Below are 21,615 nucleotides of genomic sequence, written 5' to 3' on the forward strand. Positions count from 1 at the left end.
TTCTATGCACAGAACCTGTTTTCGGCGCGCTGCGAAGCGCCGCCACCCAGCCTTGGAAGTGACGCCTGGATGACTACCCATATTCAACGTTCCGCCCTGCTGCCGTACCCTGCCCAGGCGCTCTACGATCTGGTCAATGATGTGGCCAGCTACCCTGAATTCCTGCCCTGGTGCTCGGCTTCGACGGTGATCGAGGCCAGCGACACGCACATGCGGGCGAAGCTGGAAGTGGCCAAGGGCGGCATGAGCCAGCAGTTCGTCACCCGCAATGTGCTGGTGCCGGGGCAGTCCATCGAAATGAACCTGGAAGAGGGGCCGTTCACCCAGCTGCATGGCCTGTGGGTGTTCAAGCCGCTGGGTGAAAAAGCCTGCAAGATCAGCCTGGACCTGACCTTCGACTACGCCGGTGCAATCGTGCGTGCCACGCTCGGGCCGCTGTTCAACCAGGCCGCCAATACCTTGGTGGATGCGTTCTGCCAGCGCGCCAAGCAGCTCAATGGTCAAGGTTGAAGTGGCCTACGCCACGGCCGAGCGCCAGTGGCTATTGGCCTGTGACGTACCGGATGGGACGACTGTGCGTGAAGCACTGCGCCTGTCCGGGATTGCCGCGCAGGTCGGTGGGCTGGATGTCGCGCAATGCCCGGTGGGCATTTTTGGCAAGGTGGTCGCGGATGCGCATGAGCGTGTGGTCGAGGAGGGGGACCGACTGGAGATCTACCGCCCTCTGCTGATCGACCCGATCGAGGCGCGCAGGCGGCGTGCTGCGCAGGCCAAGGCCAAACGCTAGCGGCTCTGGCAGGCAATAAAAAGCCCGGACCATGGTCCGGGCTTTTTCATCTGGCCGGCAATTATTGCGGCGAGGTTTCCAGTGGTGCCGGCGTCGGCACTGGGGTGGTTTCGATGGTGTCGATCTCGCGCTGGATGGACTCTTCCGTCGAGCCTGGCTTGGCTGGCTTCTCTTCCGGCTGCGGCTTGGCTTGCTCTGGCTGGGTGGCTGGGCTGACCGTGGTGGTGTTGCTGCCACCGAGGATTTCCTGGTCGCGGCTCACACCGGGCATGAAGTCGCCGGACAGGCTGACCAGTTGGTCGCTGTCGTTGAAGAAGATGCTCATGCGTTCCTGCTGACGTTTGCCGCCACCAGGTTGCAGGCTGTACAGGTAGTCCCAGCGATTGGTGTTGAAAGTGTCCTGCAGCAGCGGGTTGCCCATGATAAACCTTACTTGCCGACGGGTCATTCCGGGGCGTAATTGGTCTATCATGTCTTGCGTGACGACATTGCCCTGCTGGATGTCGATTTTGTAAACCCCGGGAAACGAGCAACCGGCGAGTGCGAGCAGTCCCGCGAGGGCGAGGCTGTTTAGCAAGAGCTTGGTGTTTTGCATCGGTGGGCGACTTCCACTATCTTGGCTGGACAACGTAAACCCCGATCATACCCGTATTAAGAGAAGCTGCGAAGCAGCATCGGCGAGAAAGCTGACCATGGTTGAAAATAGCGAATTGCGCAAAGCCGGTCTCAAGGTGACCCTGCCTCGAGTCAAGATCCTTCAGATGCTCGACTCCACCGAGCAACGTCACATGAGTGCCGAGGATGTCTACAAGGCGCTGATGGAGGCTGGCGAGGACGTCGGTCTGGCAACCGTCTATCGCGTACTGACCCAGTTCGAAGCGGCTGGCTTGGTGGTGCGCCATAACTTCGATGGTGGCCACGCGGTGTTCGAGCTGGCTGACGGTGGTCACCACGACCATATGGTCAACGTGGAAACCAGCGAAGTCATCGAGTTCATGGACGCTGAAATCGAGCGCCGCCAGAAAGAGATCGTGGCCGAGCATGGCTACGAACTCGTGGACCACAATCTGGTCCTCTATGTGCGTAAGAAAAAGTAACGATTTAGCGCGTTATGAATGACAAAGGCGACCTTCGGGTCGCCTTTGTGCTTTCCGGGAGGCTCATGTTCTCAAGCCTTGCCGGACACCACCATCTTGCGCGCATGGGCCAGGGATTCCTTGGTCAGGTCGATGCCGCCCAGCATGCGCGCCACTTCCTCGACCCGCTCGCGCTTGCCCAGGCTGGCCACAGCAGTGTGGGTGGTATCGCTGTTGCGCACCTTGTGCACGAACAGGTGATGGTGCCCTTGTGCTGCCACCTGGGGCAGGTGTGTCACGGTCAGGACCTGGCCGCGTTCGCCCAGGCGGCGCAGCAACTGGCCGACGATTTCAGCCGTAGGGCCGCCGATGCCGACGTCCACTTCGTCGAACACCAGGGTCGGTATGCGCGAGGTCTGCGCCGTGATCACCTGGATCGCCAGGCTGATGCGTGACAGCTCGCCCCCGGACGCCACCTTGGCCAGGCCCTTGAGCGGCTGCCCGGGGTTGGCGCTGACCAGCAGTTCGATCTGTTCCAGGCCATGCGGCGACAGGTCGTTGCCTTCGTTGGGCGTGAGCTCGATGCAGAACCGGCCGCCCGGCATGCCCAGGCGCTGGATCTCCTGTTCCACGGCGACGGCCAGTTGTTTGGCTGCCTGCTGGCGCAAGTCGCTCAGCTCCAGTGCCCTTTCCTTATAGTGCTGGGCAAAGGCACCAAGCTCCTCGCCCAGGCGTTCGATCGACTCGTCACTGGCGTTCAGGCCTTCGAGTTCGTCCATCAGCTGCTGTTGCAGGTGTGGCAGCTCGGTGGGGTGCACGCGGTGTTTGCGCGCCAGGGTGTAGATCGTGTCGAGGCGCTCTTCCAGGGCCTGCAGGCGCATGGGGTCGGCATCGAAGTTGTCGAGGAAGCGGTTCAGCTCGCCCATCGCTTCTTCTACCTGGATCTGTGCGCTGGCGATCATGTTCGCGGCCTCGCCCAGTGCGCGCGGGGCGTTCGCTGCGGCGCCGAGGCGGTTGAGGCTGGAGGTGAGGGCGCTGAGCACGTTGCCCGAATCGCTTTCGCTGCACTGGTCGATGACCTGGCGGCAGATGCCGAACAGGGCTTCGGCGTTGGTCAGGTTCTTGTGCTCCTGCTCCAGCTGCTCCAGTTCGTTTTCACCCAGGCCGAGGTTGTCGAGCTCTTCGAGCTGGTAGCTGAGCAACTGGTGACGGGCGCGTTGCTCGTCGCCGGAATTGCTCAGGCGTTCGAGCTCCAGGCGGGTCTGGTTCCAGCGTTTGGCGGCAAGCTGCACCTGGCGGGCCAGGTCGATGGCGCCGGCGTATTCGTCCACCAGGCGGCGGTGGGTATCGGTCTTCAGCAGCGACTGGTGTTCATGCTGGCTGTGGATGTCGATCAGCAGCTCGCCGAGCGCCTTGAGGTCGCCGAGCGGGCAGGGTGTGCCGTTGATGTAGCCACGGCTGCGGCCTTCGGCGGTGATGACCCGGCGCAGGATGCACAGGCCGTCGTTGTCCAGGTCGCGCTCGGCCAGCCAGGCATGGGCTTCGGGGATGTCCACCAGGTCGAACGTGGCCAGGATGTCCGCCTTGTCGGTGCCGGGGCGCACCACGCCGCTGTCGGCACGGTCGCCCAGGGCCAGGCCGAGGGCGTCGAGCATGATCGATTTGCCCGCACCGGTCTCGCCGGTGATGACCGACATGCCGCGGGCGATTTCGAGGTCGAGGTGCTCGACGATGGCGTAGTTGTGAATGGACAGGTGCACCAGCATGGGGCGGCTCCCGAAAGTCAGGTCTGGTTATTTATACAGTACTTTTTTCGGCCCTGCCAATGCCCTCTGGCGGATTCTGTTGCGGCCAGCAAAACCCATTTGCCCCTTGAAGCTGGTTTTTCCGGCCCCATATAGCCGGCAGACACGGCGAGCTTTGCTCGTACAACAGAAATTGCGGAGGAGAGAACCCATGGCTGACGAACAGCTGGATCAAGAAAACCTTAACGTCGAAGAGTCCGCTGCAGTGGATAACGGTGCCCGCGTTCTGGAGCTCGAAGAGCAGCTGGCCGCCGCCAAGGATCAGTCCCTGCGTGTCGCTGCCGAAGCGCAGAACAGCATTCGTCGCGCCGAACAGGAAGTCGACAAGGCCCGCAAGTTCGCGCTCGAGAAGTTTGCTGGCGACCTGCTGCCGGTCATCGACAGCCTGGAGCTGGCCCTGGCGCACTCCAGCGTCGAGGACGAGCAGGTCAAGAAGATCCGTGAAGGCGTCGAGCTGACCCTGAAGATGTTCCAGGACACCCTCAAGCGCTACAACCTCGAAGCCATCGACCCGCACGGCCAGCCATTCAACGCCGAGCACCACCAGGCGATGGCCATGCAGGAAAGCGCCGACGTCGAGCCGAACAGTGTGCTCAACGTGTTCCAGAAGGGTTACCTGCTCAACGGTCGCCTGCTGCGCCCCGCCATGGTGGTGGTCAGCAAGGCGCCGGCCGCAGCGCAACCTTCTATCGATGAGAAGGCTTGAAATCTGTCGGGGCATCCCCATCTAGGTGTCAAGCGTTCAAGTATTACCGCAGTTGGCCAGAAGTAGCCGCTGCCGCCAAATTCAAGTTTCGGGAGAGTTAACATGGGCAAAATCATCGGTATCGACCTGGGGACCACCAACTCGTGCGTCTCCATTCTGGAAAACGGTAACGTCAAGGTCATCGAAAACGCCGAAGGCGCGCGTACTACCCCTTCGATCGTGGCCTACGCCAACGACGGCGAAATCCTGGTAGGCCAGTCGGCCAAGCGTCAGGCTGTCACCAACCCGCACAACACCCTGTTCGCCGTGAAGCGCCTGATCGGTCGCCGCTTCGAAGAAGACGTCGTGCAGAAAGACATCAAGCTGGTTCCCTACAAGATCGTCAAAGCCGGCAACGGTGACGCCTGGGTTGAAGCTGGCGGCAAGGAAATGGCTCCGCCGCAGATCAGCGCCGAAGTCCTGAAGAAAATGAAGAAGACCGCCGAAGACTACCTCGGCGAGCCCGTCACCGAAGCGGTCATCACCGTTCCGGCGTACTTCAACGACAGCCAGCGCCAGGCTACCAAAGACGCCGGCCGCATCGCCGGCCTGGACGTAAAGCGCATCATCAACGAGCCGACCGCCGCTGCGCTGGCCTACGGCATGGACAAGGCCAAGGGCGATCACACCGTGATCGTCTATGACCTGGGTGGTGGTACCTTCGACGTTTCGGTCATCGAAATCGCCGAAGTCGACGGTGAGCACCAGTTCGAAGTACTGGCCACCAACGGCGACACCTTCCTGGGTGGCGAAGACTTCGACATGCGCTTGATCGACTACCTCGTCGACGAGTTCAAGAAAGAGTCCGGCATGGACCTGAAGAACGATCCTCTGGCCCTGCAGCGTCTGAAAGAAGCTGCCGAAAAGGCCAAGATCGAGCTGTCCTCGACTCAGTCGACCGACGTCAACCTGCCGTACATCACGGCAGACGCTACCGGTCCGAAGCACCTGAACGTGAAGATCTCCCGCGCCAAGCTGGAGTCGCTGGTCGAAGACCTGGTCAAGCGTACCATCGAGCCTTGCCGCATCGCCCTGAAAGACGCCGGCATCGACGCCAGCAAGATCGACGACGTGATCCTGGTCGGTGGCCAGACCCGTATGCCGATGGTGCAGAAGGCCGTTGCCGACTTCTTCGGTAAAGAAGCGCGCAAGGACGTCAACCCGGACGAAGCCGTGGCCATGGGTGCTGCCATCCAGGGCGCCGTGCTGGCCGGTGACGTGAAAGACGTACTGCTGCTGGACGTCAGCCCGCTGACCCTGGGTATCGAAACCATGGGCGGCGTAATGACCGCGCTGATCGAGAAGAACACCACCATCCCGACCAAGAAGTCGCAGGTGTTCTCGACTGCCGACGACAACCAGGGTGCCGTGACCATTCACGTGCTGCAGGGTGAGCGTAAGCAGGCTGCGCAGAACAAGTCGCTGGGCAAGTTCGACCTGGCTGACATTCCGCCAGCACCACGTGGCGTACCGCAAATTGAAGTGACCTTCGACATCGACGCCAACGGCATCCTGCACGTCGGCGCCAAAGACAAGGCCACCGGCAAGACCCAGTCGATCGTGATCAAGGCCAACTCCGGTCTGTCCGACGAAGAAATCGAGCGCATGGTGCGTGACGCCGAGGCCAACGCCGAGGAAGACCGCAAGTTCGAAGAGCTGGCCGCTGCCCGTAACCAGGGTGACGCGCTGGTGCACTCGACCCGCAAGATGGTCGTTGACGCCGGTGACAAGGTCACCGCTGAAGAGAAGACCGCGATCGAAGCTGCCGTGGTTGCCCTGGAAGCCGCTGTCAAGGGCGACGACAAGGCTGCCATCGACGCCAAGGTCGAAGAGCTGTCCAAGGTATCGGCTCCGGTTGCCCAGAAGATGTACGCCGAGCAGCAGGCCGAACAGCCTCAGGGTGGCGCTCAGCAGCACGCCGAGCCGGAAGCCAAGCACGATGACGTGGTTGACGCCGAGTTCGAAGAAGTGAAAGGCGACGACAAGAAGTAATCGTTGCATGCTGTCGACCCGTTCACCGGCTTGTGCCGGTGAACTGGTAGGATGTCGCCGCGCGGGGGCTTGCTCCCGCGTTGGCGTATCTGGAATTCGAGATTTTTTACAGCATTTGTCTGGGCCATTCGTGGCGTGCAGGCAGGTGCTGATGGCGCGGCGCAGATGCCGGACGCCCCACAAGGTGCAAATGACCTATGTCCAAGCGTGATTATTATGAGGTCCTGGGTGTCGAGCGCGGCGCCAGCGAAGCTGACCTCAAGAAGGCCTATCGCCGCCTGGCGATGAAGTACCACCCGGACCGCAACCCGGGCGATAAAGAGTCGGAAGACAAGTTCAAGGAGGCCAACGAGGCCTACGAAGTCCTGTCCGATGCGAGCAAGCGTGCGGCGTTCGACCAATACGGCCATGCCGGCGTCGACCCGAGCATGGGTGGCGGCGGTGCTGGCTTCGGCGGCGCCAACTTCTCCGACATCTTCGGCGATGTCTTCAGCGACTTCTTCGGAGGCGGTCGTGGTGGTGGTCGTGGCGGTGCCCAGCGTGGCAGCGACCTGCGCTACACCCTGGAGCTGAACCTGGAAGAAGCGGTGCGTGGCACCACGGTCAGCATCCGCGTACCGACGCTGGTCAACTGCAAGCCATGCGACGGCTCCGGCGCCAAGAAGGGCTCGACCCCGTCGACCTGCCCGACCTGCGGTGGCATCGGCCAGGTGCGCATGCAGCAAGGCTTCTTCTCGGTGCAGCAGACCTGCCCGCGCTGCCACGGCCAGGGCAAGATCATCACCGACCCGTGCACCTCGTGCCATGGCGAAGGCCGTGTCGAGGAATACAAGACCCTGTCGGTCAAGGTGCCGGCGGGCGTCGATACCGGCGACCGCATCCGTCTGTCCGGTGAGGGCGAGGCGGGCACCCATGGTGGTCCGACCGGCGATCTGTACGTTGTGATCAACGTGCGCGAGCACGAAATCTTCCAGCGTGATGGCAAGCACCTGTATTGCGAAGTGCCGATCAGCTACACCGATGCTGCCTTGGGTGGCGAACTGGAAGTGCCGACCCTCGATGGCCGCGTGAAGCTGAAGATTCCGGAAGGCACTCAGACCGGCAAGCAGTTCCGCTTGCGCGGCAAGGGCGTTGCCCCGGTGCGCGGTGGTGGTGCCGGTGACCTGCTGTGCCGCGTGGCGGTAGAGACCCCGGTCAACCTGACCCGTCGTCAGCGCGAACTGCTCGAAGAGCTGCGCAGCTCGCTGGAAGGCGACAACTCGCCCAAGGCCAGTGGCTGGTTCGATGGCGTGAAGCGCTTCTTCGGCGATCTCTGACAAGGAAAATGGCTATGCGACGTATTGCAGTGATGGGCGCGGCGGGGCGGATGGGCAAGACCCTCATCGAAGCCGTTCAGCAAACCCCGGGGGCGGGGCTGACGGCGGCGATCGATCGTCCGGACAGCTCGCTGGTCGGTGCGGATGCCGGTGAGCTGGCGGCATTGGGTCGGATCGGCGTACTGCTGTCCGATGACCTGGCCAAGGTTGCCGACGAGTTCGACGTGCTGATCGATTTCACTCACCCTTCGGTGACGCTGAAGAACCTGGCGTTCTGCCGCAAGCACGGCAAGGCGATGATCATCGGCACTACCGGTTTCTCCGTCGAGGAGAAGCAGTTGCTGGCCGAGGCGGGCAAGGATATTCCGATCGTGTTCGCTGCCAACTTCAGTGTCGGCGTCAACCTCAGCCTCAAGTTGCTGGACATGGCGGCGCGGGTGCTGGGCGATGATGTCGACATCGAGATCATCGAGGCGCACCACCGTCACAAGGTCGATGCGCCATCGGGTACCGCACTGCGCATGGGTGAAGTGGTTGCCAATGCGCTGGGTCGCGATCTGCAGGAAGTGGCGGTGTATGGCCGTGAAGGTCAGACCGGCGCGCGTGATCGCAAGACCATCGGCTTCGCCACCGTGCGTGCCGGCGATGTGGTCGGTGACCACACCGTGCTGTTCGCCGCTGAAGGCGAGCGCCTGGAAATCACCCACAAGGCCTCCAGCCGCATGACCTTTGCCAAGGGTGCGGTGCGTGCGGCACTGTGGCTGGATGGGCGCGAGCCGGGCCTGTACGACATGCAGGACGTGCTCGAGCTGCGCTGATCAGTTCGGGTCGCTGCGCCCTCTGTCGCAATCATGTGTTTTAGAGACACATATGCGGTAGACCGAAAACGCACTTTTCTGTAAGCTACAGCTTTAGTGTGTCCACTAAAAGCGCGCAGCGAATTGAATTCAGCACATGAAAGCGGGGTGACGTGTCCATACGTCACTCCGCTTTTTTGCAACCTGCGATCGCCCTTTCATGCTTGATTTACGGGAGGTCTTCTTGACAAAGCCAGCCATACTCGCCCTTGCCGACGGCAGTATTTTCCGCGGTGAAGCTATCGGTGCCGACGGTCAGACCGTTGGTGAGGTGGTATTCAACACCGCTATGACCGGCTACCAGGAAATCCTTACAGACCCTTCCTACGCGCAGCAAATCGTTACCCTGACCTACCCGCACATCGGCAACACCGGCACCACGCCGGAAGACGCCGAGTCGAACCGTGTCTGGTCCGCTGGCCTGGTCATTCGTGATCTGCCGCTGCTGGCCAGCAACTGGCGTAACACCCAGTCGCTGCCTGACTACCTCAAGGCCAACAACGTTGTCGCCATCGCCGGCATCGACACCCGTCGCCTGACCCGTATCCTGCGCGAAAAAGGCGCTCAGAACGGCTGCATCATGGCGGGTGACAACATCAGCGAAGAAGCGGCCATCGCTGCTGCCCGCGGCTTCCCAGGCCTGAAGGGCATGGACCTGGCCAAGGTCGTTTCCACCAAGGAACGCTACGAGTGGCGCTCCAGCGTGTGGGAGCTGAAAACCGACAGCCACCCGACCATCGACGCTGCCGACCTGCCGTACCACGTGGTTGCCTTCGACTACGGCGTCAAGCTGAATATCCTGCGCATGCTGGTTGCCCGCGGCTGCCGCGTGACCGTGGTGCCTGCCCAGACCCCGGCCAGCGAAGTGCTGGCACTGAATCCGGACGGTGTGTTCCTGTCCAACGGCCCTGGTGATCCGGAGCCTTGCGACTACGCGATCCAGGCGATCAAGGAAATCCTCGAAACCGAGATTCCGGTATTCGGCATCTGCCTCGGCCACCAGCTGCTGGCCCTGGCCTCCGGCGCCAAGACCGTGAAGATGGGCCACGGTCACCACGGTGCCAACCACCCGGTCCAGGACCTGGACACCGGCGTGGTCATGATCACCAGCCAGAACCACGGTTTCGCGGTTGATGAAACCAGCCTGCCGGGCAACGTCCGCGCCATCCACAAGTCGCTGTTCGACGGCACCCTGCAGGGTATCGAGCGCACCGACAAGAGCGCGTTCAGCTTCCAGGGCCACCCTGAAGCGAGCCCAGGCCCGACCGACGTCGCGCCACTGTTCGATCGTTTCACCGATGCCATGGCCAAGCGCCGCTGAGCATCCTGCATCAAGGCCCCGGGCCGGCTCGCGCCGCGCCCGGAAGCGCCTGACCCAGATTGTTCAAGACGGCTTGCCGACTGACCCGCGGATTTGAGTGACAACCATGCCAAAACGTACAGACATCAAAAGCATCCTGATTCTCGGCGCTGGCCCGATCGTGATCGGCCAGGCCTGCGAATTCGACTATTCCGGCGCCCAGGCCTGTAAAGCCCTGCGCGAGGAAGGTTTCCGCGTCATCCTGGTGAACTCCAACCCGGCCACCATCATGACCGACCCGGCCATGGCCGACGCTACCTACATCGAGCCGATCAAGTGGCAGTCGGTGGCCAAGATCATCGAAAAAGAGCGCCCGGACGCGGTACTGCCGACCATGGGTGGCCAAACTGCACTGAACTGCGCCCTGGACCTGGAGCGCCACGGCGTTCTGGAAAAGTTCGGCGTAGAGATGATCGGTGCCAACGCCGACACCATCGACAAGGCCGAAGACCGTTCGCGCTTCGACAAGGCCATGAAGGACATCGGCCTGGAGTGCCCGCGCTCGGGTATCGCCCACAGCATGGAAGAGGCCAATGCGGTCCTCGAGAAGCTTGGCTTCCCGTGCATCATCCGTCCGTCGTTCACCATGGGCGGCACTGGCGGCGGTATCGCCTACAACCGTGAAGAATTCGAAGAAATCTGCACCCGTGGTCTGGACCTGTCGCCGACCAAGGAACTGCTGATCGACGAATCGCTGATCGGCTGGAAGGAATACGAGATGGAGGTGGTCCGCGACAAGAAGGACAACTGCATCATCGTCTGCTCCATCGAGAACTTCGACCCGATGGGCGTGCACACCGGTGACTCGATCACCGTGGCTCCGGCACAGACCCTGACCGACAAGGAATACCAGATCATGCGCAACGCCTCGCTGGCGGTGCTGCGTGAAATCGGCGTCGAAACCGGCGGTTCCAACGTGCAGTTCGGCATCTGCCCGAACACCGGCCGCATGGTCGTGATCGAGATGAACCCGCGCGTTTCCCGTTCGTCCGCCCTGGCGTCCAAGGCCACCGGCTTCCCGATCGCCAAGATCGCCGCCAAGCTGGCCATTGGTTACACCCTCGACGAGCTGCAGAACGACATCACCGGCGGCCGTACCCCGGCATCGTTCGAGCCGTCGATCGACTACGTCGTGACCAAGCTGCCACGCTTCGCCTTCGAGAAATTCCCGAAAGCCGACGCCCGCCTGACCACCCAGATGAAATCCGTGGGTGAAGTCATGGCCATCGGCCGTACCTTCCAGGAATCCCTGCAGAAAGCCCTGCGCGGCCTGGAAGTCGGTGCCTGCGGCCTCGACCCGAAAGTCGACCTGGCCAGCCCGGAAGCCGCCAGCATCCTCAAGCGCGAGCTGACCGTGCCGGGTGCCGAGCGTATCTGGTACGTCGCCGACGCCATGCGCTCGGGCATGACCTGTGAAGAAATCTTCGCACTGACCGGCATCGACATGTGGTTCCTGGTGCAGATGGAAGACCTGATCAAGGAAGAAGAAAAGGTCAAGACCCTGGCCCTGTCGTCGATCGACAAGGACTACATGCTGCGCCTCAAGCGCAAGGGCTTCTCGGACCAGCGCCTGGCCAAGCTGCTCGGCATCACCGACAAGAACCTGCGCCGTCACCGCCACAAGCTGGAAGTGTTCCCGGTGTACAAGCGCGTCGACACCTGCGCCGCCGAGTTCGCCACCGACACCGCCTACCTGTACTCGACCTATGAGGAAGAGTGCGAGGCCAACCCGTCGACCCGCGACAAGATCATGATCCTGGGTGGCGGCCCGAACCGTATCGGCCAAGGCATCGAGTTCGACTACTGCTGCGTACACGCCGCACTGGCGCTGCGTGAAGACGGTTACGAGACCATCATGGTCAACTGCAACCCGGAAACCGTCTCCACCGACTACGACACCTCCGACCGCCTGTACTTCGAGCCACTGACCCTGGAAGACGTGCTGGAAGTCTGCCGCGTCGAGAAGCCGAAGGGCGTCATCGTTCACTACGGCGGCCAGACCCCGCTGAAACTGGCTCGCGCCCTGGAAGAGGCCGGCGTACCGATCATCGGTACCAGCCCGGACGCCATCGACCGTGCCGAAGACCGTGAACGTTTCCAGCAGATGGTTCAGCGCCTGAACCTGCTGCAGCCGCCAAACGCCACCGTGCGCAGCGAAGAAGAAGCCATCAGCGCTGCTGGCGGCATCGGTTACCCGCTGGTCGTGCGCCCATCCTATGTACTGGGTGGCCGCGCCATGGAGATCGTCTACGAGCTGGACGAGCTCAAGCGCTACCTGCGTGAAGCCGTACAGGTTTCCAACGACAGCCCGGTACTGCTCGACCACTTCCTCAACTGCGCCATCGAGATGGACGTGGATGCGGTCTGCGACGGCACTGACGTGGTGATCGGCGCGATCATGCAGCACATCGAACAGGCCGGCGTTCACTCCGGTGACTCGGCGTGCTCGCTGCCACCTTACTCTCTGAGCAAGGAAGTGCAGGACGAAGTCCGCGTACAGGTCAAGAAAATGGCCCTGGAGCTGGGCGTTGTCGGCCTGATGAACGTGCAGCTGGCCCTGCAGGGCGACAAGATCTACGTGATCGAAGTCAACCCGCGTGCTTCGCGTACCGTGCCGTTCGTGTCCAAGTGCATCGGCACCTCCCTGGCCATGATCGCTGCCCGCGTCATGGCCGGTAAAACCCTGAAAGAGCTGGGCTTCACCCAGGAAATCATCCCGAACTTCTACAGCGTCAAGGAAGCCGTCTTCCCGTTCGCCAAGTTCCCGGGGGTTGACCCGATCCTCGGCCCTGAGATGAAATCGACCGGTGAAGTCATGGGTGTCGGTGACAGCTTCGGTGAAGCGTTCGCCAAGGCCCAGATGGGTGCCAGCGAAGTGCTGCCGACCGGCGGTACCGCGTTCATCAGCGTGCGTGACGACGACAAGCCACAAGTGGCTGGCGTGGCACGTGACCTGATCGCCCTGGGCTTCGAAGTGGTTGCTACGGCGGGTACTGCCAAGGTCATCGAAGCGGCTGGCCTGAAAGTGCGCCGTGTGAACAAGGTGACCGAGGGTCGTCCGCACGTGGTCGACATGATCAAGAACGACGAAGTGTCGCTGATCATCAACACCACCGAAGGCCGCCAGTCGATCGCCGATTCCTACTCGATTCGTCGCAATGCGCTGCAGCACAAGATCTACTGCACCACTACCATTGCGGCTGGTGAAGCCATCTGCGAGGCGCTGAAATTCGGTCCCGAGAAGACTGTTCGTCGCCTGCAGGATCTGCATGCAGGACTCAAAGCATGAGCATGACCAAGTACCCGATGACCGTCCAGGGAGCTCGCGCCCTGGAAGAGGAGCTGACCTTCCTGAGCAAGACCGAGCGCCCGCGCCTGAGCCAAGCCATTGGCGAAGCGCGTGAGCTGGGCGACCTCAAGGAAAACGCCGAATACCATGCCGCCCGCGAGGAGCAGGGCATGGTCGAGGCGCGTATCCGCGACATCGAAGGCCGTCTGCAGAACTCGGTGGTGATCGACGTCACCACCATCGCCCACACGGGCAAGGTGATTTTCGGCACCACCGTGGTGCTGGCGAACACCGAGACCGATGACGAGGTGACCTACCAGATCGTCGGTGAAGATGAAGCCGACGTGAAACAAGGCAAACTTTCGAGCAGCGCACCGATCGCCCGTGCCATTATTGGCAAGGAAGAAGGTGACACCGTGGTGGTCAAGACGCCAAGCGGTACGGTCGAGTACGAGATTGTCGAAGTCAAACACATCTGACCGGCGCCTGCGGGCGCCATCCCTCGAGGGGATCCTCTGGCAGCTGGCCCAGGTTTTCTGGGTCGGTGGCCTTTGGGTGTTCCATGTGGGGCTGGTGCCGGCGCTGAAAGTCAGTGGCCTGGCACCCTTGCTGGTACAGGACGTCGCCGGGCAGATCGACCGCTGGTTGATCGGTGTGGCGTTGCTTGGCTTGTTGACCCAGCTGGCGGTGCTGGCGAGGGTGGACGGCCTGGCGGCCTGGTGGCGGCAGTTTCGCGGCCAGATGCTGTTGTTGGGCTTTGCGGCCTGCGTGGGGTACTACACCTTGCGCTACGGCATCTCGGTCGGCGAGCGCTGGCAGATGTTCTGTTTCCTGGTGCTGGGCTTCTCCGGCATCGTGCTGGTGGCCCAACCGGTCCCGGTCAGGGCGCGCGAGGCGCACCACTGACCGGAGCCACCGTCACTTGTAACGGTGGATGTTGGACAGCTGCTTGTTCGGCTGCGGATTCTTGCGATAGATCAGCGCCTTCTTGCCGATGGTCTGTACCAGCTCGGCACGGCCTACCTTGCACAGTTCGGCAATGGCGGCGGCGCGCTCTTCGCGATCTTCCGAGCGAATTTCGACCTTGATCAGTTCGTGATCGGCCAGCGCACGCTCCAGTTCGGCGATCACGCCTTCGTTCAAACCGTTGCCAGCAACGATCAGGACCGGCTTCAGGTCATGACCAATGGACTTGTATTGCTTCTTCTGCTCGTTATTGAGCGGCATAATCTGACCCTTTCCGTCTGATTCTGTAAAATTGACCGGCATTTTACCCGAGGGCCACCGGCTCCGCCCAGTCAATCACGACGCATATCATCGAGGTGCCCCGTGGTACAACGTTCCAAAAGCAGCGCAAACTGGCTGCGAGAGCATTTCAACGATCCTTTTGTTAAGCAGGCACAGAAGGATGGCTACCGCTCGCGTGCGAGCTACAAACTGCTGGAGATCCAGGAAAAAGACCGCCTGATCCGCCCCGGCATGAGCGTGATCGACCTCGGTGCCGCCCCCGGAGGCTGGTCGCAGGTGACCAGTCGTCTGATTGGTGGCCAGGGTCGCCTGATCGCTTCCGACATCCTGGAAATGGACTCGATCCCTGATGTGACCTTTATTCAGGGCGACTTCACCCAGGATGAAGTGCTGCAGCAGATTCTTCAGGCGGTCGGTGATTCGCACGTAGACCTTGTGATTTCCGACATGGCCCCCAATATGAGTGGTACGCCTGCGGTGGATATGCCGCGAGCCATGTTCCTCTGCGAGCTGGCCCTGGATCTGGCGACCCGCGTGCTCAAGCCGGGCGGGGATTTCCTGATCAAGATCTTCCAGGGCGAAGGTTTCGACATGTACCTCAAGGACGTGCGCAGCAAGTTCGACAAGGTGCAGATGCGCAAGCCGTCGTCTTCGCGGGACCGCTCCCGTGAGCAGTACCTGCTGGGCAGGGGTTTCAAAGGGGCATGAGGCGTGTTGCGGGGTGGCTGATAGTTATTTCCAATCGGCCGCCCCGTCTGGATCGTCCGAACTTCGTGTAGTCTAGGTTTCACAAAGGGTTACAGACGGTGCCTGCGGATGCGTAGGTAATGTAGTAAGTTAGGGCGATGAATATCATGCGAGGCACGGCTGCGTCGTGCGCCGGCCTCAGAGGGTAGCGAATTGAACGACATGGCAAAGAATCTGATCCTGTGGTTGATCATCGCAGCTGTCCTGGTGACAGTGATGAACAACTTCTCCAGCCCTAACGAGCCGCAGACCCTCAACTATTCCGACTTCATCCAGCAGGTCAAGGATGGCAAGGTCGAGCGTGTGACCGTCGATGGCTACATCATTACCGGCAAGCGCGCCGACGGTGACAACTTCAAGACCGTGCGCCCGGCCATCACCGACAATGGCCTGATCGGCGACCTGGTCGACAATCACGTGGTCGTCGAAGGCAAGCAGCCTGAGCAGCAGAGCATCTGGACCCAGCTGCTGGTGGCGAGCTTCCCGATCCTGGTGATCATCGCCGTGTTCATGTTCTTCATGCGCCAGATGCAAGGTGGCGCGGGTGGCAAGGGCGGGCCGATGAGTTTCGGCAAGAGCAAGGCACGCCTGCTGTCCGAAGACCAGGTCAAGACCACCCTGGCTGATGTCGCCGGCTGCGACGAGGCCAAGGAAGAGGTTGGCGAGCTGGTCGAGTTCCTGCGCGATCCGGGCAAGTTCCAGCGCCTGGGTGGTCGTATTCCGCGCGGTGTGCTGATGGTCGGCCCACCCGGTACCGGTAAGACCTTGCTGGCCAAGGCCATTGCCGGTGAAGCCAAGGTGCCGTTCTTCACCATTTCCGGTTCCGACTTCGTCGAGATGTTCGTCGGTGTCGGTGCCAGCCGTGTTCGTGACATGTTCGAGCAGGCCAAGAAGCACGCACCTTGCATCATCTTCATCGACGAGATCGACGCCGTTGGTCGCCACCGTGGCGCCGGCATGGGCGGTGGTCACGACGAGCGCGAGCAGACCCTCAACCAGTTGCTGGTGGAAATGGACGGCTTCGAAATGAATGATGGCATCATCGTCATTGCCGCCACCAACCGCCCGGACGTACTCGACCCTGCTCTGCTGCGCCCTGGTCGCTTCGACCGTCAGGTCGTGGTCGGCCTGCCGGATATCCGTGGCCGTGAGCAGATCCTCAAGGTGCACATGCGCAAGGTGCCGGTCGGCGAAAACGTCAACCCGGCAGTGATTGCCCGTGGTACCCCAGGCTTCTCCGGTGCCGACCTGGCCAACCTGGTCAACGAGGCCTCGCTGTTCGCCGCTCGCGCCAACAAGCGCCTGGTCGAAATGAAAGAGTTCGAACTGGCCAAGGACAAGATCATGATGGGCGCCGAGCGCAAGACCATGGTCATGTCCGAGAAGGAAAAGAAGAACACCGCCTATCACGAGGCTGGTCACGCGATTGTCGGCCGCCTGGTGCCTGAGCACGATCCGGTCTACAAGGTTTCGATCATTCCGCGTGGTCGTGCCCTGGGTGTGACCATGTTCCTGCCTGAAGAAGACCGCTACAGCCTGTCCAAGCGTGCGCTGATCAGTCAGATCTGCTCGCTCTATGGCGGCCGTATCGCCGAAGAGATGACCTTGGGCTTCGATGGCGTCACCACCGGTGCCTCCAACGACATCATGCGTGCCAGCCAGATCGCACGGAACATGGTGACCAAGTGGGGTCTCTCCGAGAAGCTCGGTCCGCTGATGTACGCGGAAGAGGAGGGCGAGGTGTTCCTCGGCCGCAGTGCCGGCAGCCAGCACGCCAGCGTATCCGGCGAGACTGCAAAGCTGATCGACTCCGAAGTGCGCAGCATCATCGACCAGTGCTATGCCACTGCCAAGCAGCTGCTGATCGACAACCGTGACAAGCTCGAGGCAATGACCGAAGCCTTGATGAAGTACGAGACCATCGATGCCGATCAGATCGACGACATCATGGCCGGCCGTACGCCACGCGAACCGCGCGATTGGGATGACGACAAGGATTCGGGCACCCCGGCTGCCCAGAATGATCGCCCTGAATCGCCGATCGGCGGCCCAGCGGCTCAACACTAAGGGCATCTATGAGCTCAGTGCAGTACCCGACCCGGTTGCCTTGCGGCAACCGGGTTCTTGATCTTTCTCGTACCCATGTCATGGGTATTCTCAATATCACTCCCGATTCCTTCTCCGATGGCGGGCGCTTCAGCCAGCGCGACGAGGCGTTGCGTCATGCCGAGGCGATGATTGCGGCAGGCGCCACGCTGATCGACATCGGCGGCGAATCGACCCGCCCCGGAGCGCGTGCGGTTTCGGTCACCGAAGAGCTCGAGCGCGTGGCGCCGATGGTCGAGGCCATAAACAGCCGCTTCGACGTGGTCATTTCGGTCGATACCTCAACGCCTGCGGTCATTCGCGAGTCGGCGCGGCTGGGTGCCGGCCTGATCAATGACGTGCGCGCCCTCGAGCGCGACGGTGCCCTGGATGCGGCCGCAGACACCGGCTTGCCGGTTTGCCTGATGCACATGCGTGGCGAGCCCGGCAACATGCAGGACGACCCGCATTACGAAGATGTGACCGCCGACGTTACGCGCTATCTTGAGCAGCGGATGGCCGCTTGCGCAGCGGCTGGCATCCCTGCCGAACGAATCATTCTTGATCCGGGCTTCGGTTTCGCCAAGACACTGGCGCACAACCTGAGCCTGTTCAAGCACATGGAAGCGCTCTATCGCCTTGGGCGCCCACTGCTGGTGGGCGTTTCGCGCAAGAGCATGATCGGCCTGACGCTGGATCGTCCGGTCGCAGAGCGATTGTACGGCAGCCTCGCGTTGGCGGCCCTGGCCATGACCAAGGGGGCCAGCATCCTGCGCGTCCATGATGTGGCCGAGACCGTCGACGTGGTGCGCATGATTGCCGCGGTGCAGAGCGCCGAATAAGAACATTGGAGTCCCTATGAGCAGAAAATACTTTGGTACCGACGGCATCCGTGGCCGCGTCGGCGTCTACCCGATCACCCCGGACTTCATGCTGAAGCTGGGTTGGGCTGCCGGCATGGCCTTCCGCAAGCAAGGCAATTGCCGTGTGCTGGTGGGCAAGGACACGCGTATTTCCGGTTACATGTTCGAGTCCGCGCTCGAGGCCGGTTTGTCTGCAGCGGGTGCTGACGTGATGCTGCTCGGGCCTATGCCAACCCCGGCCATCGCCTACCTGACCCGTACCTTCCATGCCGAGGCGGGTATCGTCATCAGTGCTTCGCACAACCCGCACGACGACAACGGCATCAAGTTCTTCTCCGGTCAGGGCACCAAGCTGCCTGATGAAGTCGAGTTGATGATCGAGGAGTTGCTCGATCAGCCGATGACCGTGGTCGAGTCGGGCAAGCTGGGCAAGGTTTCCCGCATCAACGACGCGGCGGGTCGCTATATCGAATTCTGCAAGAGCAGCGTACCGAGCAGCACCAGCTTCGAAGGGCTCAAGCTGGTGGTTGACTGCGCCCATGGCGCTACCTACAAGGTTGCCCCAAGCGTGTTCCGCGAGCTGGGTGCCGATGTCACCGTACTGCACGCGCAGCCTGACGGCCTGAACATCAACGAAGGTTGTGGTTCCACCCACATCGAGTCGCTGCAGGCCGCTGTACTGGTTGGTCATGCCGACCTGGGCATCGCCTTCGATGGTGACGGTGACCGGGTGCTGATGGTCGATCACACCGGCGCCATCGTCGATGGCGACGAGTTGCTGTACATCATCGCCCGTGACCTGCACGAGCGCGGCAAGCTGCAGGGCGGCGTAGTCGGCACGCTGATGAGCAACCTGGGCCTGGAGCTTGCGCTCAAGGACCTCGACATTCCGTTCGTGCGCGCCAAGGTGGGTGACCGCTACGTGATGGCCGAACTGCTCGAGCGTGACTGGCTGTTGGGCGGTGAAAACTCGGGCCATGTCGTGTGCTGCAACCACACCACTACCGGTGACGCGATCATTGCCGCTCTGCAGGTGCTGATGGCGCTCAAGCGCCGCGGCGAGACCCTGGCACAGGCGCGCCAAGCCCTGCGCAAGTGCCCTCAGGTGCTGATCAACGTGCGCTTTGGTGCAAGCAAGGTCGACCCCCTGGAACATCCGGCGGTCAAAGAAGCCAGTGCCAAGGTCACCGAGGCCATGGCCGGGCGTGGTCGTGTGTTGCTGCGCAAGTCCGGCACCGAGCCTTTGGTGCGGGTGATGGTCGAGGGTGACGACGAAAACCAGGTGCGCGGCCATGCCGAAGCCCTGGCCAAGCTGGTCGCAGAAGTTTGTGTCTGAAAGAGGCTTGCCAGCGCAGATCGGGTTGGGTAAGATCTGCGCCCACTTTGACCGACGAGGTAAAGCATGCGTCGCCCCATGGTAGCTGGTAACTGGAAGATGCACGGTACCCGCGCCAGCGTCGCTGAGCTGATCCTGGGCCTGGGCAATATGTCCGTGCCAAGCGGTGTTGAAGTCGCGGTGTTCCCGCCGACGCTGTTCATCAACCAGGTGGTTGATGGGCTGCAAGGCAAAGGGATCACTGTCGGAGCACAGAATTCTGCAGTAAAGCCCGAACAGGGCGCGCTGACCGGTGAAGTTGCACCGAGTCAGTTGGTTGAAGCAGGTTGCAAGTTGGTCTTGATTGGCCACTCCGAGCGTCGCCAGATCATCGGCGAAAGTGAAGAAGAGCTGAAAGAGAAGTTTGCAGCCGCTCAACTTAGTGGTTTAATGCCGGTGCTCTGCGTAGGGGAAACTCTTGAAGAGCGTGAGGCAGGCAAGACCCTCGAAGTTGTCGGGGGTCAACTAAGCAGTATCATCGACGCGTTCGGTGTTAAGGCTTTCGCCAATGCTGTAATCGCCTATGAGCCGGTTTGGGCCATTGGCACAGGTTTGACGGCTTCGCCTCAGCAGGCTCAGGATGTGCATGCAGCCATCCGGGCTCAGTTGGCGGCCGAAGATGCCGAAGTTGCCGCGAACGTGCAGCTTCTCTACGGCGGCAGCGTGAAGGCGGCCAATGCGGCCGAACTGTTCGGCATGCCGGATATCGATGGGGGGCTCATTGGTGGAGCGTCCCTGAACGCAGACGAATTCGGTGCAATTTGTCGCGCCGCAGGAAACTGAACAAATGCTGGAAACAGTTATCGTTGTTTTTCATCTGTTGGCAGCGCTGTCGCTTGTAGTGCTGGTTCTGTTGCAACAGGGTAAAGGTGCGGAAGCAGGTGCATCTTTCGGCGCAGGTGCCTCAAACACTGTGTTCGGAAGCCAAGGTTCTGCTACCTTCCTGAGTAAATTAACTGCTATACTCGCTGCCACTTTCTTTTTGACAGCACTTGGGTTAGGATACTTCGCGAAGCAACAAGCTCACCAGCTTAGCCAAGCAGGTCTTCCAGATCCAGCAGTGCTAGAAGTGAAAGAGCCGCAGAAACCGGCAGTTAATGATGATGTACCGGTGCTCCAGGAACAGAAGAGCGACACCGCCCCTAAAGGTGATGTTCCTCCTCCAGCCGAAGAGCAGAAGTAACGGGTTTCAAATGTAGTATTGCCGAGGTGGTGGAATTGGTAGACACGCAACCTTGAGGTGGTTGTGCCCATAGGGTGTAGGGGTTCGAGTCCCCTTCTCGGTACCAATTGAAGCTTGAGAGCCCGCTTTAGCGGGCTTTCTTGCAGGTGAAGGTTTGGGTTTGACCCATAAGCAGGTTAAGTCTTATACTTTCGCCCCAGCTTTGTCGCGGGGTGGAGCAGCTTGGTAGCTCGTCGGGCTCATAACCCGAAGGTCGTTGGTTCAAATCCAGCCCCCGCAACCAGCTTCAGCGGAGCCCCTTTTCAGGGGCTTTTTGCTAGCCGAACGAAATTTACGGCGTCGTAGTCCTACGGCGCTTTCAGGGATGGGCGCTTCGCCCATTTTTTATTTGCACAGCATGCACGAGGGGGTTCAGGTGTCGAGCAAGCTAGAACAGTTGCAGGCCTTGTTGGCCCCGGTGGTCGAGGGTCTGGGCTATCAGTGCTGGGGGATCGAGTTCGTATCCCAGGGTAAGCATTCGGTACTGCGCATCTATATCGACAAGGAAGACGGCATCCTGGTGGACGACTGCGAAGCGGTCAGCCGTCAGGCCAGCGCGATCCTCGATGTGGAAGATCCGATCAGCAGCGAATATACCCTTGAGGTCTCCTCTCCAGGCATGGATCGCCCACTGTTCACTCTGGAACAGTTTGCCTCGCATGCCGGCGAACAAGTGAAGATCAAGCTGCGTTCACCCTTCGAGGGTCGTCGTAACTTCCAGGGCCTTCTCCGCGGTGTGGAGGATCAGGACGTGGTGGTCCAGGTGGACAACCAGGAGTTCCTGCTGCCGATCGACTCGATCGACAAGGCCAATATTATTCCCAGTTTTGACTGAGACGTGCCGGGCC

At 61.2% G+C, this 21,615-nt stretch carries 21 protein-coding genes and 2 tRNA genes; 20 read left to right on the forward strand and 3 right to left on the reverse strand.

Features of this window, described 5'->3' with window-relative positions; translation table 11 throughout:
• Positions 1-69: 69 nt before the first annotated feature.
• Together ACIPZ8_RS18610 and ACIPZ8_RS18615 are read left to right on the forward strand one after the other, a co-directional pair.
• Positions 70-510, forward strand: coding sequence for a type II toxin-antitoxin system RatA family toxin (locus tag ACIPZ8_RS18610; protein ID WP_103448894.1), 441 nt, complete (start codon positions 70-72; stop codon positions 508-510).
• Complete coding sequence (locus tag ACIPZ8_RS18615; protein WP_400726051.1) at positions 497-787, forward strand: RnfH family protein; 291 nt, start codon at positions 497-499, stop codon at positions 785-787. Before ACIPZ8_RS18610 ends, ACIPZ8_RS18615 begins: the two co-directional genes overlap by 14 nt.
• A 61-nt stretch (positions 788-848) precedes the next feature.
• Here the strand turns inward: ACIPZ8_RS18615 and ACIPZ8_RS18620 are convergent, their stop codons facing one another.
• Positions 849-1,382 carry an outer membrane protein assembly factor BamE gene (locus tag ACIPZ8_RS18620; protein WP_110639670.1) on the reverse strand — a complete coding sequence of 178 codons (534 nt, stop codon included), beginning with the start codon at positions 1,380-1,382 and terminating at the stop codon, positions 849-851.
• Between the two features lie 97 nt (positions 1,383-1,479).
• On the opposite strand from ACIPZ8_RS18620, the gene fur reads away from it, so the two are divergent.
• On the forward strand, positions 1,480-1,884 hold the full coding sequence (gene fur / locus ACIPZ8_RS18625) for a ferric iron uptake transcriptional regulator (RefSeq protein WP_008096237.1): 405 nt from the start codon (positions 1,480-1,482) through the stop codon (positions 1,882-1,884).
• A 71-nt stretch (positions 1,885-1,955) separates the two neighbouring features.
• On the opposite strand, the gene recN is transcribed toward fur, so the two are convergent.
• Entirely contained in the window at positions 1,956-3,629 is a 1,674-nt protein-coding gene (recN, locus tag ACIPZ8_RS18630) for a DNA repair protein RecN (protein ID WP_400726054.1), read from the reverse strand.
• A gap of 190 nt (positions 3,630-3,819) precedes the next feature.
• On the opposite strand from recN, the gene grpE reads away from it, so the two are divergent.
• The 8 genes from grpE to ACIPZ8_RS18670 all read left to right on the forward strand — a co-directional run bounded on the left by grpE (position 3,820) and on the right by ACIPZ8_RS18670 (position 14,133).
• On the forward strand, positions 3,820-4,374 hold the full coding sequence (grpE, locus tag ACIPZ8_RS18635; RefSeq protein ID WP_400726056.1) for a nucleotide exchange factor GrpE: 555 nt from the start codon (positions 3,820-3,822) through the stop codon (positions 4,372-4,374).
• Between the two features lie 102 nt (positions 4,375-4,476).
• The gene (gene dnaK, locus ACIPZ8_RS18640) at positions 4,477-6,405 is read left to right on the forward strand and encodes a molecular chaperone DnaK (protein WP_400726059.1); all 1,929 of its coding nucleotides are present in this window, start codon (positions 4,477-4,479) and stop codon (positions 6,403-6,405) included.
• Positions 6,406-6,602: 197 nt separating this feature from the next.
• Positions 6,603-7,721, forward strand: a complete 1,119-nt coding sequence (gene dnaJ / locus ACIPZ8_RS18645) for a molecular chaperone DnaJ (RefSeq protein WP_110639666.1) — start codon at positions 6,603-6,605, stop codon at positions 7,719-7,721.
• A 14-nt stretch (positions 7,722-7,735) separates the two neighbouring features.
• On the forward strand, positions 7,736-8,539 hold the full coding sequence (gene dapB, locus ACIPZ8_RS18650) for a 4-hydroxy-tetrahydrodipicolinate reductase (protein ID WP_016501648.1): 804 nt from the start codon (positions 7,736-7,738) through the stop codon (positions 8,537-8,539).
• 223 nt (positions 8,540-8,762) lie between these two features.
• Positions 8,763-9,899: a glutamine-hydrolyzing carbamoyl-phosphate synthase small subunit gene (carA, locus tag ACIPZ8_RS18655; RefSeq protein WP_400726063.1), complete on the forward strand. Its 1,137-nt coding sequence runs from the start codon at positions 8,763-8,765 to the stop codon at positions 9,897-9,899.
• Between the two features lie 106 nt (positions 9,900-10,005).
• The gene (gene carB / locus ACIPZ8_RS18660; RefSeq protein ID WP_400726066.1) at positions 10,006-13,227 is read left to right on the forward strand and encodes a carbamoyl-phosphate synthase large subunit; all 3,222 of its coding nucleotides are present in this window, start codon (positions 10,006-10,008) and stop codon (positions 13,225-13,227) included.
• On the forward strand, positions 13,224-13,706 hold the full coding sequence (greA, locus tag ACIPZ8_RS18665) for a transcription elongation factor GreA (RefSeq protein ID WP_177326679.1): 483 nt from the start codon (positions 13,224-13,226) through the stop codon (positions 13,704-13,706). The genes carB and greA overlap by 4 nt, the downstream gene beginning before the upstream one ends.
• The gene (locus tag ACIPZ8_RS18670; RefSeq protein WP_400726069.1) at positions 13,684-14,133 is read left to right on the forward strand and encodes an MFS transporter; all 450 of its coding nucleotides are present in this window, start codon (positions 13,684-13,686) and stop codon (positions 14,131-14,133) included. The genes greA and ACIPZ8_RS18670 overlap by 23 nt, the downstream gene beginning before the upstream one ends.
• A 12-nt stretch (positions 14,134-14,145) precedes the next feature.
• On the opposite strand, the gene ACIPZ8_RS18675 is transcribed toward ACIPZ8_RS18670, so the two are convergent.
• A complete protein-coding gene (locus tag ACIPZ8_RS18675; protein WP_085677204.1) occupies positions 14,146-14,454 on the reverse strand; it encodes a YhbY family RNA-binding protein in 309 nt (102 codons plus the stop codon).
• 102 nt (positions 14,455-14,556) lie between these two features.
• Here ACIPZ8_RS18675 and rlmE point away from each other — a divergent pair, with 102 nt between their 5' ends.
• The 9 genes from rlmE (at position 14,557) to rimP (ending at position 21,602) form a co-directional block, all read left to right on the forward strand.
• Complete coding sequence (gene rlmE, locus ACIPZ8_RS18680; RefSeq protein ID WP_054885642.1) at positions 14,557-15,183, forward strand: 23S rRNA (uridine(2552)-2'-O)-methyltransferase RlmE; 627 nt, start codon at positions 14,557-14,559, stop codon at positions 15,181-15,183.
• Positions 15,184-15,384: 201 nt separating this feature from the next.
• Positions 15,385-17,289, forward strand: coding sequence for an ATP-dependent zinc metalloprotease FtsH (gene ftsH, locus ACIPZ8_RS18685; RefSeq protein WP_400726074.1), 1,905 nt, complete (start codon positions 15,385-15,387; stop codon positions 17,287-17,289).
• An 8-nt stretch (positions 17,290-17,297) separates the two neighbouring features.
• The gene (gene folP / locus ACIPZ8_RS18690; RefSeq protein WP_400726077.1) at positions 17,298-18,149 is read left to right on the forward strand and encodes a dihydropteroate synthase; all 852 of its coding nucleotides are present in this window, start codon (positions 17,298-17,300) and stop codon (positions 18,147-18,149) included.
• Between the two features lie 16 nt (positions 18,150-18,165).
• The gene (glmM, locus tag ACIPZ8_RS18695; RefSeq protein WP_400726080.1) at positions 18,166-19,506 is read left to right on the forward strand and encodes a phosphoglucosamine mutase; all 1,341 of its coding nucleotides are present in this window, start codon (positions 18,166-18,168) and stop codon (positions 19,504-19,506) included.
• Between the two features lie 66 nt (positions 19,507-19,572).
• Complete coding sequence (gene tpiA, locus ACIPZ8_RS18700; RefSeq protein WP_400726083.1) at positions 19,573-20,328, forward strand: triose-phosphate isomerase; 756 nt, start codon at positions 19,573-19,575, stop codon at positions 20,326-20,328.
• A 4-nt stretch (positions 20,329-20,332) separates the two neighbouring features.
• Positions 20,333-20,728, forward strand: coding sequence for a preprotein translocase subunit SecG (gene secG, locus ACIPZ8_RS18705; RefSeq protein ID WP_110639658.1), 396 nt, complete (start codon positions 20,333-20,335; stop codon positions 20,726-20,728).
• Positions 20,729-20,748: 20 nt separating this feature from the next.
• Positions 20,749-20,834: transfer RNA gene (locus ACIPZ8_RS18710), tRNA-Leu, on the forward strand.
• A 100-nt stretch (positions 20,835-20,934) separates the two neighbouring features.
• A tRNA-Met gene (locus ACIPZ8_RS18715) sits at positions 20,935-21,011 on the forward strand.
• Between the two features lie 132 nt (positions 21,012-21,143).
• Positions 21,144-21,602 carry a ribosome maturation factor RimP gene (gene rimP, locus ACIPZ8_RS18720; RefSeq protein WP_054885662.1) on the forward strand — a complete coding sequence of 153 codons (459 nt, stop codon included), beginning with the start codon at positions 21,144-21,146 and terminating at the stop codon, positions 21,600-21,602.
• The last annotated feature ends 13 nt before the right edge of the window (positions 21,603-21,615 follow it).

The sequence above is a fragment of the Pseudomonas sp. NPDC089422 genome (genome assembly GCF_044749405.1).
In the GTDB taxonomy this organism is placed as follows: Bacteria; Pseudomonadota; Gammaproteobacteria; order Pseudomonadales; family Pseudomonadaceae; genus Aquipseudomonas.